14 protein-coding genes, 1 tRNA gene and 1 pseudogene are annotated in these 18374 nt (G+C 40.6%); 9 read left to right on the top strand and 7 right to left on the bottom strand.

Annotation, left to right across the window (positions count from 1 at the left end):
- Window positions 1-37: 37 nt before the first annotated feature.
- Together ABJE44_RS05235 and ABJE44_RS05230 are read left to right on the top strand one after the other, a co-directional pair.
- A pseudogene (locus ABJE44_RS05235) lies at window positions 38-142 on the top strand (transposase); the annotation flags it as partial.
- Entirely contained in the window at window positions 143-685 is a 543-nt protein-coding gene (locus tag ABJE44_RS05230) for a zinc ribbon domain-containing protein (RefSeq protein ID WP_348112903.1), read from the top strand.
- 231 nt (window positions 686-916) lie between these two features.
- Here the strand turns inward: ABJE44_RS05230 and ABJE44_RS05225 are convergent.
- The 3 genes from ABJE44_RS05225 to dcd form a co-directional block, all read right to left on the bottom strand.
- Window positions 917-993: transfer RNA gene (locus ABJE44_RS05225), tRNA-Pro, on the bottom strand.
- A 94-nt stretch (window positions 994-1087) separates the two neighbouring features.
- A complete protein-coding gene (locus ABJE44_RS05220) occupies window positions 1088-1714 on the bottom strand; it encodes a flavin reductase family protein (protein WP_348112901.1) in 627 nt (208 codons plus the stop codon).
- 59 nt (window positions 1715-1773) lie between these two features.
- On the bottom strand, window positions 1774-2364 hold the full coding sequence (gene dcd / locus ABJE44_RS05215) for a dCTP deaminase (RefSeq protein WP_133469478.1): 591 nt from the start codon (window positions 2362-2364) through the stop codon (window positions 1774-1776).
- 254 nt (window positions 2365-2618) lie between these two features.
- Here dcd and metG point away from each other — a divergent pair, with 254 nt between their 5' ends.
- Complete coding sequence (metG, locus tag ABJE44_RS05210) at window positions 2619-4646, top strand: methionine--tRNA ligase (protein WP_348112900.1); 2028 nt, start codon at window positions 2619-2621, stop codon at window positions 4644-4646.
- A gap of 79 nt (window positions 4647-4725) precedes the next feature.
- Here the strand turns inward: metG and ABJE44_RS05205 are convergent, their stop codons facing one another.
- Window positions 4726-5505: a DUF3307 domain-containing protein gene (locus ABJE44_RS05205; RefSeq protein WP_348112899.1), complete on the bottom strand. Its 780-nt coding sequence runs from the start codon at window positions 5503-5505 to the stop codon at window positions 4726-4728.
- Entirely contained in the window at window positions 5498-6139 is a 642-nt protein-coding gene (locus tag ABJE44_RS05200) for a hypothetical protein (protein WP_348112898.1), read from the bottom strand. The genes ABJE44_RS05205 and ABJE44_RS05200 overlap by 8 nt, the downstream gene beginning before the upstream one ends.
- 288 nt (window positions 6140-6427) lie before the next feature.
- Between ABJE44_RS05200 and ABJE44_RS05195 the strand changes: the two genes are divergently transcribed.
- Window positions 6428-6901, top strand: coding sequence for a nuclear transport factor 2 family protein (locus tag ABJE44_RS05195; RefSeq protein ID WP_348112897.1), 474 nt, complete (start codon window positions 6428-6430; stop codon window positions 6899-6901).
- Window positions 6902-6906: 5 nt separating this feature from the next.
- Here the strand turns inward: ABJE44_RS05195 and ABJE44_RS05190 are convergent, their stop codons facing one another.
- Complete coding sequence (locus tag ABJE44_RS05190; RefSeq protein WP_348112896.1) at window positions 6907-7671, bottom strand: methyltransferase domain-containing protein; 765 nt, start codon at window positions 7669-7671, stop codon at window positions 6907-6909.
- A 47-nt stretch (window positions 7672-7718) separates the two neighbouring features.
- Here ABJE44_RS05190 and gloB point away from each other — a divergent pair, with 47 nt between their 5' ends.
- The 5 genes from gloB to ABJE44_RS05165 all read left to right on the top strand — a co-directional run bounded on the left by gloB (window position 7719) and on the right by ABJE44_RS05165 (window position 15290).
- Window positions 7719-8489: a hydroxyacylglutathione hydrolase gene (gene gloB / locus ABJE44_RS05185; protein WP_348112895.1), complete on the top strand. Its 771-nt coding sequence runs from the start codon at window positions 7719-7721 to the stop codon at window positions 8487-8489.
- Window positions 8490-8619: 130 nt separating this feature from the next.
- Entirely contained in the window at window positions 8620-10260 is a 1641-nt protein-coding gene (locus tag ABJE44_RS05180; RefSeq protein ID WP_348112902.1) for a LysM peptidoglycan-binding domain-containing protein, read from the top strand.
- Between the two features lie 422 nt (window positions 10261-10682).
- A complete protein-coding gene (locus ABJE44_RS05175; protein WP_348112893.1) occupies window positions 10683-11843 on the top strand; it encodes a TolC family protein in 1161 nt (386 codons plus the stop codon).
- Entirely contained in the window at window positions 11840-14065 is a 2226-nt protein-coding gene (locus tag ABJE44_RS05170) for an ATP-binding cassette domain-containing protein (protein ID WP_348112892.1), read from the top strand. Before ABJE44_RS05175 ends, ABJE44_RS05170 begins: the two co-directional genes overlap by 4 nt.
- Window positions 14058-15290, top strand: a complete 1233-nt coding sequence (locus tag ABJE44_RS05165; protein ID WP_348112891.1) for an HlyD family efflux transporter periplasmic adaptor subunit — start codon at window positions 14058-14060, stop codon at window positions 15288-15290. Before ABJE44_RS05170 ends, ABJE44_RS05165 begins: the two co-directional genes overlap by 8 nt.
- A 236-nt stretch (window positions 15291-15526) precedes the next feature.
- Here ABJE44_RS05165 and ABJE44_RS05160 read toward each other — a convergent pair.
- The coding region (locus tag ABJE44_RS05160) for a cadherin repeat domain-containing protein (RefSeq protein ID WP_348112890.1) at window positions 15527-18374 on the bottom strand (2848 nt) is incomplete at its 5' end.

The raw sequence follows: 18374 nt of genomic DNA, 5'->3' as shown, positions 1-18374 counted from the left end.
TAACATTTCTTGTTAGGTGGCCAAATTAACTATGCCACTACAAACAATAAACGACCAACTTAAGAATATTTCTTATATCGAACACTCAAGACATCGGAGTATGAATGGCTTTATGCTGAATTTACTCGCGGGTTTGGTCGCGATGCCAGCTTGGGGGATACCACCCAAACAAGGTCATCACGAAGCACTAATAAATAAGCAAACGTTTAAATCTATCCAAGAACGCCTAGCTGGTAATAGCTATGCGCCAACTCGCAAAGACTTAAGTTCAGATTTTCCGTTACGAGGCGCAGTATGCTGTGCTGATTGTGAGACTCCTTTCACTTCAGCATGGAGTAAAGGCAGAAATAAACGCTCCCCCTACTACCTCTGTTACACAAAGAGTTGCGATAGCTATGGGAAATCTATTAAGCGAGCTGATTTGGAAGGAGCTTTTGAGGAATTATTAGAGCAATTGCAACCAATGAACGAAATGTTCTCTGTCGCTTCCAAAATGTTTAAGACCCTATGGCAGACATATGGTCTAAATCTTCAAGAAAACAAAAAACAACTGCTAACGGATATCCAGAACTTAAAGCATCAAAAAGATAAAGTTATTGATGCAGCTAACCATCCATCATACAAGCATGTGAACAGCGCATTCAAAAAATTGAACTTGAAACTCTTACATTGGAGGAAAAAGTAGCAAATTCCAGTCGTCCACAACAAGACTTCAATGAAAGTTTTAGAACCGTCATAGCTTTTTTATCAAACCCACGAAAACTATGGGATACAGAAAAATATGAATATAGTAGAGCTGTACTTAGAATGTGTTTTTCCGAGCATCTGTCCTATGATAGGAATGATGGTTTTAGAACCGCCTCTAAGTCAAGTCCATTCAGGCTTTTAGAGAGTTTTGGGGTGCAAGATTCCAAGTTGGTCGGTGTGATAGGATTCGAACCTACGACCCCTTCGCCCCCAGCGAAGTGCGCTACCAAGCTGCGCTACACACCGACCGAAGCTGCGCAGTTTACGTAATTTACCTAAATTTGCAATGCTAAATCACTGTTTTCAGTATTGTTTGCGCAATCCTTAGCCAATAATGTGCTTAATTTGATTTAGGTCTAAATAATTCGAACTTTTGTTCTTCACTTACAGTGAAGTAATCGGCCGCACTACCAGCTCGCATTACAGGCTCCATCGCTGCGGTATCGTAAATTCCATCTTTCAATGCTTTTTGAGCAATATGCACTCCAACCACTTCACCTAGCACTAACCAAGTTTGGCTATTTTCTCCTTTAGCTGATTTTAACTGTATAACCTGCGAGGTTTTACACTCCATCACAACAGGGCTTCTTGCAACATTAGGTACATCGATAATTTTGCATTGGCCTTTAGTTAACTGTGCTAGTTCAAACTCATCCACATCAGGGGCAACAGCCACGCTGGTTTGATTCATTGCTTCAGCAAGCGATTTAGTGACTAGGTTCCAACAAAACTCACCTGTTTCTACCGCATTTTTTACACTGTCTTTATAGCCTAGGCTTGAAAAGCCAACTATGGGCGGGGAATAATTAAAAGCATTGAAAAAACTATATGGCGCTAAATTTACCGCACCAGTTTTACTTTTTGTGGAAATCCAACCTATAGGCCTTGGCGCAACGATGGCGTTAAAGGGGTCATGGGGTAATTGATGCCCATCTTTCGGTTCATAAAAATGTGGACTATCCGCCATTTCATCCTCCTATATACAATGCCTGAGACACACTTCGCCCCTTAAACTCCCCATCATACCTAAGATTTATCATCTGCGCTGATACGGCTTGCCGTAGCACCAGATTGATCTTTATATTTAGCGTCGAGTCTAGCGTTGTAGGGTTTTTCAGCAAAGTCAGATAAAACTTCGAAGCTTATGGCGCCTATTTTCATGCCGGGTTTTAAAGCAAGTGGTAATTTACCGCTGTTAAATATTTCGAGCACAATATTGCCAGACCAACCCGGATCAATTCTATGGGCAGTCACATGCACCATTAATCCTAACCGAGCTAATGAAGAGCGGCCGTCTAACCAGCCAACGATATTAGCCGGCAGAGTAACTGATTCATAAGTGACAGCTAAAGCTAACTCTCCGGGGTGCAGAAAAAAAGCTTTGTCATCAGAAATCTCAATTTCATCACTCATCACATTATTTAATGCGGCTTGAACTTCGGCCTTAGGACCACTTAAATCAATGTAAGGAGCTTGATGATCTTCAAACACTCTAAACTTATTGCCCAATCGCATATCAACGGTTACACCGCTTATTTCTTCGTATGCAGGTTGTGGAGAGACTTTAATTTTGCCATCTAGTAAATACTGGTAGATATCTTTGTCACATAAGCGCATAGCAATGGATTCTTTTATTTTATGGTGGATATTTAGGCTACTTAGCCATCTTCACGTTATAACCAAAGCTTACGCCATTTGCATGGCTTTAAGGTAATAATTTTTATGACATTTTTATCACTAAGTAATATTTTTTAGCTGTTATTGAAAAATGATTAAAATTATTTACTGGTGATGCAATTTCGTAATGCAAAGAGTCACTATTTTCGCTACTATTTGCGGCCTTTTTTAAAACTCAATAAACATAAGTGACCATGTCTGAACAAACTCGCAAAATTCTAGTAACCAGCGCCCTCCCCTATGCTAACGGCTCAATTCATTTAGGCCATCTTTTAGAGCATATTCAAACCGATATCTGGACTAGATTTCAACGAATGCGTGGTCATAGCTGTTATAGCGTTTGTGCAGACGATGCACATGGCACACCGGTTATGCTTAAAGCCCAACAGTTAGGGATTACGCCAGAACAAATGGTGGCACAAACTCGAGACGAGCATCACACAGACTTAGTAGGCTTTGGTGTTGAATACGACAACTACCATGTAACTCACTCTGACGAAAACAAAGCGTTGTGTGAATTAGTTTACAACCGCCTAAATGATGCAGGTTTTATTAGTAAACGCACTATCAGTCAGTTATTCGACCCTGAAAAAGAAATGTTTTTACCAGATCGTTTTGTGCAAGGTACTTGTCCTAAATGTGGTGCCGAAGACCAAAATGGTGATAGTTGTGACGTATGTAGTGCCACTTACGACCCTACAGAGTTGATAAACCCGCGCTCAGTAGTATCAGGTGCCGAGCCTGTGTTACGAGATTCTGAACATTACTTTTTCGACCTACCTCAATTTGAAGGTATGTTGCAAGAATGGCTTCAAAGCGATGCTATTCAACCTGAAATCGCCAATAAATTAAAAGAATGGTTTGAAGAAGGAATGCAGCAGTGGGATATCAGCCGTGATGCACCTTATTTTGGTTTTGAAATTCCTAATGCACCAGGTAAGTTCTTTTATGTATGGGTAGATGCGCCAGTGGGCTATATGGCCAGCTTCAAAAACCTATGTGATAAGAACGGCCTTAACTTTGATGAATATTGGGGTAAAGATTCAGACGCTGAGCTATATCACTTTATTGGTAAAGACATTACCTACTTCCACTGTTTATTTTGGCCAGCCATGCTTGAAGGCGCAGGTTTTAGAAAGCCAACAGGAGTGAATGTACACGGGTTCGTCACGGTAAATGGCGCGAAAATGTCTAAATCTAAAGGTACCTTTATTAAAGGTCGTACTTATTTAGACCACTTAAATCCAGAATACTTACGTTATTACTTTGCCTCAAAATTAAGTGATGCGGTAACCGATATTGACCTAAACTTTGAAGACTTTGCACAAAAGGTGAATTCTGACTTAGTCGGTAAAGTTGTCAATATTGCCAGTCGCTGTGCTAGCTTTATCACAAAACGTTTTGATGGCCAATTATCAAGTAATGTACTTGAGCCAGAGCTAGTGGCTGAATATCATCAAGCAGAAGCAAGCATTGCCACTGCATTTGAAAAACGCCAATACCACAAAGCAATTCGCGAAATAATGGCCTTGGCTGATAAAGCTAATCAATTCATTGATGCAAATGCCCCTTGGGTTACCATCAAAGATGAGAGTAAACAGCAGTTTACCCATGATGTATGCTCGTTAGGCATTAATTTATTTCGGATTTTAGTCGTCTATTTGAAACCAGTCGTGCCCACTTTAGCGAGTCAATCTGAAGCATTTTTGAATGACACCTTAAGCTGGGAAAGTTCTCAACATGTATTAACAGCTCACAGCATCAATAAGTTTAAAGCCCTAATGCAACGGGTAGATATGGACAAAGTCAACGCTATGATTGATGACTCAAAAGAAAACCTAGAGCCAACGGTAACCCTAGATCCAAATAGTCCTTTAGCAAAAGATCCTATTGCAGAGACAATAAGCTTTGATGACTTTGCTAAAATTGATTTACGTATAGCCCGTATAGCTAAAGCAGAACACGTTGAAAAAGCCGATAAATTATTGCGCTTAGAGCTAGATTTAGGTGGCGAAACCCGTCAAGTCTTCGCAGGTATAAAGTCAGCTTATCAACCAGAAGACTTAGAAGGTAAATTGACGGTTATGGTGGCTAATTTAGCCCCTCGTAAAATGCGTTTTGGCATGTCTGAAGGCATGGTGTTAGCAGCAGGTCCCGGCGGTGAAGACCTATGGATACTCAATCCAGAAGAAGGCGCACAACCAGGTATGAAAGTTAAATAAGCCGATAATTGGACAATCCAATCACTATGTAATTTATAGTGATTGGATTAAGTTCTTTTTAACGTTCTAAAAGCCCTGTTTATTTTCCAATAGGTAAATGGGTAACAATAGCACTAGTCGCAAGCCCCACAAAAATAGTAATAGTGAAACTAGTAAGGGTGCCAAGCATCACATATTCCGTTAATTTTTTACCTTGTGAATTAGTCAAGTCTCCAAACCTAAAAACAGATTTAGTGGCCAGTAGAAAACCAATTGCCGCAAACTGATTCAACACAATAAAGGTTAAGATCAATAATCGCTCAAGATAACCAATCATCTTACCAGCCGATTCTAAAGAGCTTTTATTAGAGGCTGGTTGAGCCATTTGAGAAGCCTTATCATTAAGCTCTTTTGTCCACGGGGCCAACACCATAGTAATCACGATTGAAGTTGGTTTTAAGATAATTAAATAGCCAATCACTAAGGCTAAATGTTTATAGGTAATGTTTTTATACAAAGTTGCAATATCATCTAGCTTAGCAGTAGCAAAACTCCATATTAAAACTAGAATCAAAATGTGAGCCCCTTGATCTATCAAAAAACTTAAAGTGGTTTTAGGCGCATATGACTTAATCATATCAATAGTAAAATGGCTCACTATAATCACAGCACAATAGATCAAGCTGCTAACCCAACCGTAATGACTAAGCAACGTAAATACACCAAGCGACAGTACTCCATGGACAAGAATATGCTTATATAGAGCACTAGACTTATGGTGATTAATATTACGCTCTGTCACCCACTTACTAGGCTGTAGATAAAAGTCTCCCAGTATATGAGCCAAAACCAAAGCCACTAAAATGCTTATCTCAGACATGCTTGAATTCCTCACTAACACATAATTTTACATAATTCAGATACTCCTCAACTAACTGATAACGACTGGCTATGAGTAGCTTAGTGGTATTACTTCTTGTTTTATTTAACGATTCAGCTAGAGCAGCATGGGACTTATCTTTAGACGTTAAATAACACAATAATGTTTCTGACTGAATCCCAGTTAAACCACTTAAATGAGCGTCTAAAAACTTCGTCAACACGCCAACCTTAGACTGGAAAGCTAGATTATTTGATGACACCTTAATCAAGTCATTTTTAATGGTATCCAAACCTTTTCCTGATAAGGTAAAGGCTTCGCCGGTTGAGGTTGCAATATCCCCACGTATAGAAGTAACGGCACCAATTCCAACACTCTGCCTTACATCAAAAGACGGAGTTGTAGCTTTTAACGCCAACCTAATAATGACAGCAGAGTAAATAGCTTCCACTGGCTCTACAAATACGCTTTGAAAAGCGTCTCCTCGATAGGTTTCAAACTTCATATTACGGCTACCTTTTAACATTGTTAGGGTGCCCTCTAGGGTGTAAAGCATACAGTCATAATCCTCAGAGTGAATTTTTTGAGAAGCGACTATGTCTCCCGTTATCACGCCAACCAAGTTTTCTTTCATGTTCACCTCACCACTTTACGGTTATCCCGTTTAGCTGTTTTAGAAAATCACCCCAAAATAGTGACTCATATAAGTCACTTTCATTAATGTTACTCCTAAGAGTAACTTTTATCAATGTTACCGAAAACAGTCACATTAATTAATATGATATTCTTGTATGTAAAATCTAACCCCAGCATGACTAGAAGTTATATTAGGTTTCATATTGGCATGAATAACTGACTAGCCCAGCCGGTAGAGATCCGCTATTGTTTAAAGATAACAATCAATCGCAAATAGAGCTCATTAATGAAAACACAATCGCGTCCACCTTTACCTCCTTTTACCGAAGACACAGCTAAACAAAAGGTTCGTATGGCTGAAGATGGTTGGAATGGCCGAAATCCGGACAAAGTCGTTTTAGCCTACAGCGAAGATACTGAATGGCGAAACCGTAATGAATTTCCAGTCGGCCGCAAACAAGCCCATGCATTTTTAACCGAAAAATGGGCAACTGAACATGAATATAGACTTATCAAAGAGTTATGGGCATTTACCGACAACCGTATTGCAGTGAGATTTGCTTACGAGTGGCATGATGATTCTGGTCAATACTATCGTTCATACGGTAACGAAAACTGGGAGTTTGATGAGCAAGGTTTAATGCAAAAACGTTATGCCAGCATTAATGATTTAGCTATAGAGGAATCTGAGCGAAAATTTTTATGGCCTCTAGGACGCAGGCCAAATGCCCACCCAAGCCTCAGTGAACTGGGGTTGTAACCCCCTCACTTTTCTCTTTTCAAGGGTGTTTCGACTTGCATAGCCCCGCGGCTAACACTCACTCCAACAGCCGAAAATTTAGATGTTTTCCATTTAGGCTTAATCATAGTGAGTGGGATTTCTCGCTTTCTAGCCACTATAATGTACATAGTGGTTAATACAGATAAATACTGCTGACACCATAAACTCAACTTAGATGAGCTTTTTAATTTTCGATTTAAAAACAACTCATTAAACAATAAGTGTTTAACATCAATAATTTCAAACCCCAAAAGTTGCAACCAATCCTTCACCCTAGCACAACTAAAATAGCGAGCTTCATGCAAAACATTACCCTTATTAATGGGTAAATACTTACATAGTCCGCTTATACTAAAAGGATTAAAACCTGTTATCACCACATAACCATTAGGTATAATTGCTCTGTCTACCTCTCGTAATACTTGATGAGGATCCCGAGAAAAGTCTAATTCATTAGCTAAAATGAATGCATCAACACTGTTTTCAGTAATCGGTAACGACGAGGTTTTAGCAATAATGCTGGAATGGCTAAGACTGTTTGGTGTGATATTCACCTGATGCTTAATAGGGCAAGATTTAAGCTCAATTTCACTACTTAAATTACCAAGGCGTACCAAGTGATAACCAAAAAATTTTCGGCTAGCTTCTTCGATTTCTAATTCAATCAAAGTTTTTATGTTGTCACCCACTGGTAAGTCACGCCATGATTCTGGACGACTGGGGCTAGTTGTGATTAACGCCGATTTCATACAATTTATGGTACTCTAAAAATATTAATTTGTTTAGGAGCTACACCGTGAGTTTAAATGTTCATCCCATTTCGGCCTTTGAAGACAATTACATATGGAGCATACACAATCAACAATATTGTGTAGTTGTTGATCCTGGTGATGCAACTCCAGTCATTGAATATTGTAAAAATGAACAATTAACCTTAGTAGCGATACTCATCACACATCACCATAGCGACCACACTGGCGGCATAAATACTTTATTAGAGGCTTACCCCGATATTCCTGTATACGGCCCTCAAAATCCTAAAATTCAACAAATAACTCATAAATTAAACGACGGCGATCGTATCGAACTACCTGTTTTAAAAATCAACTTGTCTATTATGGAAGTGCCCGGGCACACCTTAGATCATATCACTTACTATGGCGAAGACTGCTTATTTTGTGGTGATACCTTATTTTCAGCCGGTTGTGGCAGATTATTCGAAGGCACTCCCTTACAAATGTATCAATCGTTAGCGAAGTTCACAGCTCTTCCCAGTAAAACTAAAGTCTATTGCACCCATGAATACACATTAGCAAATATTAAGTTTGCAAGAGCTGTGGAACCAGACAACCCAGCGCTTGTCGAATACGAAAACTGGGCAGTACAACAACGCGCCAATAACTTGCCAACCTTACCTTCAACCTTAGAAAAGGAGCAAAATATTAATCCATTTTTACGCTGTAATATTGAAACAGTGGTAGCAAGTGTCAATTGCAAGCAAGCACAGCAATTAACTTCAGAAGAAGCAGTATTTGCATCACTAAGGCATTGGAAAGACAATTTTTAATTAGTAATATAACTAGCTGCCTGTATTCATATTGCAAACTAGCAGGCTAACAGCGACAAACAACAAACAACAAACAACAAACTAAAAATATAAAGAGAATACATTGCGTCTATATAAAGTTATTCCTGTCATGGTGTTTACTAGCCTTATGGGCTGCCAAACAACCACTAGCAGTACCCAAAATAGTCAGCTTGAAGAAGAGCATCAAATAGCCGAAAAAATAGTGGAGTCTTGTGAGCAAGATCACGAAAATTCAGAAGGCCATTTTGATTGTGAGTCAGCTAAGGCTGGCATTATTCCCATTACTCATCCCATAGAAACCGTTGAAGTGGCCGTTGAAGTACCTGAGGAGGTTTTAGAAGCCGCAGCAGAAGTAGAGATTAAAGATGTATGGCAACGAATCCGTCACCAGCTCAACTTCGAGTATGAAGATAATAGCCGTATACAGGCACAACGTAATTGGTATTTAAAACACCCTAGTTACATGAAACGTGTTGCTAAACGAGCTAAGCCTTTTTTATATTTAATAGTCGAACAACTAGAACAACAGAACATGCCACTAGAATTGGTATTGCTCCCTATAGTTGAAAGCGCCTTTGATCCCTTTGCATACTCCCATGGCCGCGCAGCTGGCATGTGGCAATTTATTCCATCAACAGGCACACGATTTGGCATGAAACAAACCTGGTGGTACGACGGCCGTCGCGATGTTATGGCATCAACCCAGGGGGCAATCAACTATTTAAACTATTTGGTTAAAATGTTTGATGGTGACTGGTTTCATGCATTAGCAGCCTACAATAGTGGTGAAGGGCGAGTTTTAAGATCGATTAGAAAAAACAAGAAAGCAGGTAAAGCAACGGACTTTTGGCACTTAGATTTACCCAAAGAAACCCGAGCTTATGTACCAAAATTATTAGCCATAGCAGATATATTAAGCAATAGTGAACAATATAATTTTGAATGGCCTACCATTGAAAATATCCCTTTCACCCAACAAGTAAATGTTGAGTCACAAATAGATTTAGCATTAGCGGCAGATATGGCAGGCTTAACAGTAAAAGAACTGCACGCCTTAAACCCAGGTTACAACCGCTGGGCCACCGACCCTGATGGTCCCCATACCCTACTAATACCAATCGATAAAGTGACTGCTTTCACAGCTGAACTTGCAAAAACTGATAACAAAGACAGGTTAAATTGGGTTAGGCATAAAGTAAAAAGTGGTGATAGTTTGCTTAAGTTGGCAGCTAAATATCACACTACAGTTGATATCATCAGTAAAGTTAACAAGCTTAAAAGCAACGTTATTGTGGTGGGTAAACACTTAATTGTGCCCGTTGCGTTAAAGTCCCTAGATTCATACTCACTATCTCAAGAACAACGTTTAGCTAAAACCCAATCTAAAAAAAGTGGCGCGTATAAGCTAAAACATACAGTCAAAAGTGGTGATACTTTTTGGGATATTAGTCGTGAATACAAAGTCAATTTACGTCAGCTAGCCAAATGGAATGGCATGGCTCCCACTGATACATTACGACCCGGCAAAGAATTAGTTATATGGGTGAACCAAGTCAGTAGTAATCAAAACTCTGATGGGGTTATGCGCTCATTAACTTACACAGTTCGTAACGGTGACTCTTTGGCCCGCATAGCAGGCAAGTTCAAAGTCAAAGTTAGTGATTTACAAAAATGGAATCAAAGTAAATTGAAAAAATACTTACAACCAGGCCAAAAATTAAAGATTTTTGTTGATGTAACTCGTACCTAACTATCGACCCGCGTAAAAATAACAACTCAATTATTCGATAAAAGTAGTCTCTCTGTTTTAAGGCCTGTGGCTAACAATAAGGTTGGCCATTTTATCATTATTGAGCGTAAAATTTTATGCGAAACAACTCGAAGTGATTAAGCTTTGTAAAAGTACGTACAGCGATTCACTCCTACCTTTTTCTATTTGCCTTTTTATTATCATTTTATCGTAAACTAAGCTTGTATATAAATGGGATGTATTGGTAGCCTTGTTACCTCACTATGAAATAGTAATCTACCAACCTAGGTATCCTTATTTTGTATTACAATAATATCCTCGCATTTTCGCTACTATGTTCACTTTTAACACATTCTAATGCTAGCTTCTCGCAAAATTATGAGGCTCTACCTCATAATGCCCTTCAATCAACCGGTTTAAGATTGGCACTTCAAGCCACATTAAAAAATCATCCCGCGCTAAAAGGACAACAAGCTCAACTTACTGCTAGTGAGTACTCAATTGATAGTGCCAAAGCGGCGCGATACCCATCAATGTCATTTATCACTAATAATTTAGATAAAAACTATAACCAAGGTACATTACAAGTTAACCAGCCTTTATGGACTTTTGGACGTATTAACTCATCCATAGATCTAGCAAAAGCGAATTACAACGCAGAAGAACGTGCCCTATTACAAGTTAAGCGGTCATTATTAGAGGCCACTGCAACGACATATGCCAATGTGCAGGGTGCTCAATTCAAAACAGAAATTGCTAAGGAAAACCTCACTGAACATCAAAGGCTATATGACCGTATTAAGCGTCGTGCAACCGGTCAATTAGCCTCTACAGCAGATGTTAACTTAGCTTACTCTCGTTTATTACAAGCTCAGTCAGAACTTCATAACCATAAAGGCTCTCTAGCAGTATCCTTAAATGAATTGTATGCGTTAACACAGGTTACTGTGACCACTGCTACACCTATCAGTCCAAGTGATTTGCAGCTGCCAAGCGTCAACGACATCAAGCAATTAGCAATATTACAAAGTGCTGACGTCGCTTACAGCAAAGAGCAAGTACACGTGGCAAAGTTACAAAAGTCTAACGAAAAGAAATCTATCATGCCAACGATCTCTTTACGTGTAGAGCGAGACTTACTGCAAACATCTCCCTACACCAATGTAGATAAAACTCGCGTGGGGATAGTCGTAGAAGGCAGCCTAGAAGGTATGGGTGTTTCAACTTATAATCGACTAAAAGGAGCAACTGCTGGGATACAGGCTGCACAATTTCAATTAGATTCTGCCGTAAATGAAATTAAACGTAAGGTAGATAATTTACTTATTAACAAAGAATTACAAAGCCAGTTACGTACGGCTCAAACTAATTCAGTTTCGGCATTAGAAAAAACCATGAGCTCTTTTTTGCGCCAATATGAGACCAATCGAAAATCTTGGGTCGAGGTGCTCAATACCCAAAGAGAGATGACTCAAGCACGTTATGTCCTTATTGATATCGACTCTCAATGGAATGATATTTCACTGCAATTAGCCACCCTTATTGGTCATCTTGACGCATTGGCAAACACGGATAATTTATGAACAGTAATCTCCCCCCTAACACATTACCTGCAAGTGAAAATAAACAAGAAACCATCCCACTATCCAGTGGTGTATTAAAGCTAATACTAGATCGGTTAAATATTCCGGTAGAAGTTGGAGCATTAATTAATAGCATCAAGATAGTAGAACACGAAAATAATAATAAAACTCTGGTTCAACGCTTAGGCTCAATAATCTACAAGTTGCAATTAGATGGCGTACAAGCCATGCAATTACATTGGTCGCACTTTGACCAGCGCCGCTTACCCGCCTTAATTTGGTTCAATCAAGCTTGGTATTTAGTTGAAAGAGAACAACAACAACTCAAATTAACCGACGAACTAGGGAATAGCCAGTTTCAAGATGACCAAGCGTTACATAATAGTATCGTCATCTGGCTACGTACTCCCCATACTCAAGCTAATGCAGCCGAAGGAGTCAATCAAGGTAATCAAGCGGCTAAGTTAGTATGGCGAGAGTTATTTAAAACCAAAAGCTGGATCCGTGATGTGGTTATCGCCACACTACTCATTAACCTATTTGCCGTTGTGACCTCAATCTATGCCATGCAAGTATACGACCGCGTAGTACCTACTTTAGCCTACGCCACCTTATGGACCTTAGTGACGGGGGTGTTCATTGTAGTCATCTTAGACTGGTGCCTAAAAATGATACGTGGGCGCATCCTAGATAGTTTAGCCTGTAGCGTTGATCGCACATTATCTCAACAAGTATTCGAGCATATTTTACATTTACGCCTAGACACCAGGCCCCGTAGTTTGGGCTCCTTAGCTGCACAAGTAGGAGGTCTAGAATCAGTTCGACAATTTTTTTCATCGGCGATTATTTTTGCGTTAGTCGACATGCCCTTCGCCCTATTCTTTATTACGTTCATCGCCATGATTGGAGGCTCAATTGCTTGGGTTTATTTAGCACTATTACCCGTAGCGCTTATTCTAGGCTGGATAACCCAACTACGCTTACAACGACTAACCCAAGAGCAAATGATCCGTAACAACGAACGTCAAGGCTTGTTAGTAGATGTGATCCGTGGCTGTGAATCTATTCGCGCCAGCGGTGCCAGTTGGCGCTTTTCCGAGCAATGGCGAGATATCACACACTCTATTTCTCGTTTTACCATTCAGCAAAAACTAATCAAGAATCATACAACAAATACAGTAGCTAGCCTTTCAACCTGTGCCTATGTAATGGCATTAGTGGTGGGTGTAAGCCAAATAGAAAGCGGTAATGTGTCAATGGGCGCCTTGATTGCATGTAGTATTTTAGGAGGGCGAGTTATCACACCTGTCGCCCGTAGTGTGCAATATTTGTCTCAATGGCAAAGTGTTTCTCAAGCTCTAAAAATGGTTGATCAAGTCTTAAGCTTAGACAATGAACGCAGTCCCCAGCAGAACTTGTTAGTACCCGACAATGCCCCTAAAAAACTCGTATTAGACGGCGTTCGATTCTCTTATCCCGATGCACCAATTCTCAAGTTAAATATACCAAAATTAACTCTTAACGCCGGTGATCGCATACTTGTTGTAGGGCCAATCGGCAGCGGCAAATCCACCTTACTTAAAATGCTTGCTGGCTTGTATCGCCCAAGCGAAGGTCGAGTTATATTAGGCGACGCTGACCTTTGGGAAACAGACCCTAGCTTTGTTAGTGATCAGGTAGGGTATCTGCCACAAAGCGTACACCTATTTAAGGGGAGCTTACGTACAAATTTGGCCTTATCAGGCGCAGTTAGTGACAGCCAATTATTAAACACCTGCCAAGAACTTGGTATAGATAACATAGCTTCAGATAACCCACGAGGAATGGACTTACCTATTAGCGAAGGTGGTGAAGGTTTATCAGGTGGACAAAAACAAATAGTTGGATTAGGCCGAGTGTTTCTAGCCCAACCTAATATATGGTTGCTCGACGAGCCCACAGCGTCATTAGATATTGACAGTGATCAAAAAGTATTAGACGCAATAAATCGCCGCGTTAAAAAAGATGATATTTTAATTATTTCAACCCACAGAACCGCAATTGCCGCCAAAATGGCCAATAGAATAATCGTCATGCAGCAAGGGCAAATCGTTGACGATGGAAAACCACAGCAAGTACTAGCCAAACTCATGACGCAGCGCAGCACACCCCATGCAAAAGAACAGACTAGCCCAAACACACCACCAATCGCAACGGTTAGAGGAGGCTCTCCCATTGTCTAAACATGCAATCAGTTCTGAACATTCAAATAATTCAGGACAATCAAATAGGGCCGACAAAGCTATCGAAAAGTTAGAGCGTGAGCATCTGCGTCAATATTCTATGGTGGTCATCACCATCATGATTGGGCTGGTAGTATTTATATCTTGGGCCAGTATATTTCGAATTGATCAAGTCGCCAAAGCGATGGGCGAAGTGATCGCCAGTAGTCGTGTGCAGATTATTCAAGCAGTTGATGGCGGAGTGTTAGCCTCGTTAAATGTACGAGAAGGCGATATCGTTAAAGCCGGTGATGTACTCGCCCAACTCGATCAAACTCGGTTTGGTGCCTCAGTAAAAGAGATTGAAGCAAGGCTATTTGCATTACAAGCCAAAGCTATTCGCCTGCGAGCAGAAGTCACCGACCAAAGCACCTTAGAGTTTCCTGAAGAACTGCAAGCCTACCAAGAGCAAATTGTGGTTGAAAAAGCCTTGTTTCAACAGCGTCGCCGTGGCCTAAACGATGAAGTACGTGTGCTTAAATCGGGTATTGCCTTATCAAAAGAAGAGGTTGCACTGGTTAAAGAGTTGCGGCGATCCGGTGATGTAAATCGCAGTGAAGAAATACGCACTGAGCGCATGTTATATGAAGCCGAAGCCAAATTAATCACCCGCCAAAATCGGTATCTTGAGGAAGCCAGTGCAGAGTTAACTAAGGTTGAAGATGAAATATCGCAAAATATACAAATATTAACTCAACGTAATCAACAACTCCAAGACAGTGTATTTGTCGCTTTGGTGCCGGGTATAGTGAAAAACATTCAGGTCACTACTGTGGGTGGGGTATTACGTGCAGGTGATGAATTAATGCAAATAATCCCTATCAATGACGAGCTCATCATAGAAGCAAAAGTCAGCCCAACAGACATAGCCTTAGTACGCAAAGACTTATTGGCAACTATTCGCTTCGACCCCTTTGATTACACCATATTTGGTGGCGTAGAAGGTAAAGTCATGTATGTCAGCGCAGATACTCTAAAAGAAAAAACAGCCGAAGGTGAAGAAATATATTACCGGGTACACATAGCACTCACTAGCTCACCAGTGGTGACCTCAATCGGAAAAACCTTAGAAATATTACCCGGCATGACCACTCAAGTTGATATTCGAACTGGTGATAGAACCTTGCTTGAATACCTGTTAAAACCTGTACGTAAAACCCTGTCTGAATCACTAGGAGAACGTTAGAGAAGATAGTACCAACCCAAAACACTAGATTCCGTTAGTTTACATTACCTTTTTCAAGGGCACTGTAAACTAAAAGAATTTCTATTAATGGTCCTACTGTAAATTTACAAATGAATTCATTGAGAAACAAGTCAAACAACCGGTTTATGCAATGAATGTTAAATTGCTGCAGGCAATGAAACAATAGATATCATTTTTACCTGTAGGGTATAGCGCTATTTACTCACATGTCAACACTACGCTAAACCTTGAGATGTTAATGATCCCCCTACAATATGTGTATTTATATAATTAAGATCAGACACTAAATTTTGTGTATTTAGCCAAAACTCAGTCTGCTCTTCCTCAATAAATTTAGTAGCATAGAAATTCACATTCGCATCAGAACCTAAAAGCTCTCCATTGAAGCTACCATCACTGACAAAATTAATTGCATCATCTTCGCTCAACACTAGGTTTTCATCATAACTCACCGAATCTTTTCCGCTTTCAGTTGTAAGACTCAAATCGTAGGAGACCTCTACTTCAAAAGTCCGAGTTAAGAGGTTCGAACTTTGTCCACTCACTAAATCAAATACCTCTATGTCGGAGTTCGCAGCACTATCAATGATAATGACTTGGTCTATTTGACTAAGGTTTCCTGCAACATCTGCTACATATGCAAAGTAGGTACCATCAGCCAATCCTGAGGAGCTAAGGCCTGTGGCAGTATCAACACTCGTAATCGCTACACTATTATAGCTAGTATCATCTAACTCAGTAATGTCATGTAAACTACTGACATCAATCAATGCACTAACCAAATATGCAGTGCCCACTTCAGAGCTCTGCACATCAATTGACTGATTGTCGTTCAACAGAGTACTAACAACTGGGCGCCCCTCTGCATCAAATAACTGCACCAGAATATTATAATCGTCCCACCCATTACCTGCACCTGTCCAGACAACCACATAAGCACCATCATTGCCAACTGCACTGACTTGGGGGGTAAAGTCAGAGCCTGTAGAGTCTAATTGCACCGCCTCACCAACAGTAGAGCCATTAGCAGCAAATCGCTGAACAAAAATACTACTGTCATCCACTCCGCTTCCACCAGACCACGTCACCACATAGGCACCATCACTGCCTACTGTACTAACTTGAGGTGAACCATAAACATTTCCCGTCGCTTCTAACTGCACCGCGTCATCATCTGTAGAGCCATCAATAGCAAACTGCTGCACAAAAATACTGGTATTACCTTCACTGTCTTCACCAGACCAAGTCACCACATAGGCCCCGTCAACACCTACAGCCCTCACCTGTGGGTAGCTATCACTGCCAGTAGTATTCCCCACGGCCTCTAACTGCACAGAGTCACCACTAAGGGTGCCATCAACAGCAAACTGCTGCACAAAAATACTACTATCCCCCTCACTGTCTTCACCACGCCAAGTCACTACATAGGCACCGTCACTGCCTACAGCACTGACTTGTGCTAAGACGTCACCACCAGAAGTATTCCCCACAGCCTCTAATTGCAAAGAGTCACCACTAATGGAACCATCAGCTGTAAACAACTGCACAAAAATACTATTGTCACCTTCACTGTCTCGATCAGACCAGATTACCACATAAGCACCATCACTACCCACTCCACTAACCTGCGAAGAAGAAGCTCTACCAGTGGTATTACTGGTTGTTTCTAACTGAACAGCATCACCATTGACAGTACCATCAGCAGCAAATAACTGCACAAAAACCCTTTCGTCAATGTCATAGTAATCACCGTTATGACTTACCCACGTCACCACATAAGTACCATCATTTCCAACCGCGCTAACTTGTCCCGAGTAGTCATCGTTGTAAGAGGTGCCGCCAATTACTTGCAACTCCACAACATCACCATTGGTGGAGCCATCAGCAGCAAACAATTGCACAAAATTACTGTAGTCTTTGTCATAGCCTCCATCACTGTTTTTACCATACCAAGTCACCACGTAGGCACCATCACTGCCTACTGCACTTACTTGTGGATAGAAGTTATTATCAGCAGTGTTATTATTCCCTTCTAACTTCACAGCATCACCACTTGGGGTGCCATCAGCAGCAAACAGCTGTACTAAGATATTATCAGTGTATTCAACTGACCAAGTCACCACATAGGCGCCATCACTACCTACTGAACTAACTTGTGGCCTTCCAACACCAGTGTTGGTATAAAAATACGTATCTAAATAGAATGGCGTACTGACTAAACTCCCCAAAGGTGCTGTATTGTCAACAGTGATAACCCCATAATTTTGAGAGGCTTCACTAACATCACCCGAACTATTGATTCCTCGTACTTGAATACTACCAGCGCCATAGGTGGTATCAGCAGATAACTCAAAACTATTGCTTATTCCTGCGGCCCAGTTAATACCTCCATCTAGGGAATATTGCCATATTGCACCTGCACCTATATCTGAAACATTCACCGTAGCATCATTAGTGATGCCATCGATGCCACTACTACCAGTATCTGCAAACAATTCAAATGAAGGGGTAATTAAGATAGCTTCATCAATATTGTTAATACCCAATATGACCGTTTCTGCTGAACGATTTCCTGCAGCATCTATTGCAACCACATTAATACAATAACTACTTTGTGTTTCATAATCTGGGTCTGCAAGTAATGTAACCTCACCTGTACTGCTATCAATACCAAACAAAGCTGCATCAGTACCTGATAAACTGTAGCTAGTCATGCCTGTTGAGATATCGTCAGTATCCGTCGATGTGATGGTATATACCACTTGCCCAGCACCAGAGTTTTCATCTATCGCAGTGGCCGTATTTCCTGAGGTAATGCTAGGGGCAACCTCATCAATATTGTTAATGCCCAAGATGACCGTTTCTGCTGAACGATTTCCTGCAGCATCTATTGCAACCACATTAATACAATAACTACTTTGTGTTTCATAATCTGGGTCTGCAAGTAATGTAACCTCACCTGTACTGCTATCAATACCAAACAAAGCTGCATCGGTACCTGATAAACTATAGCTAGTCATGCCTGTTGAGATATCATCAGTATCCGTCGATGTGATGGTATAT

Source organism: Paraglaciecola sp. (genome assembly GCF_039942875.1).
Classification (GTDB): domain Bacteria; phylum Pseudomonadota; class Gammaproteobacteria; order Enterobacterales; family Alteromonadaceae; genus Paraglaciecola.
This window is presented reverse-complemented; position numbering and strand designations above follow the sequence as displayed.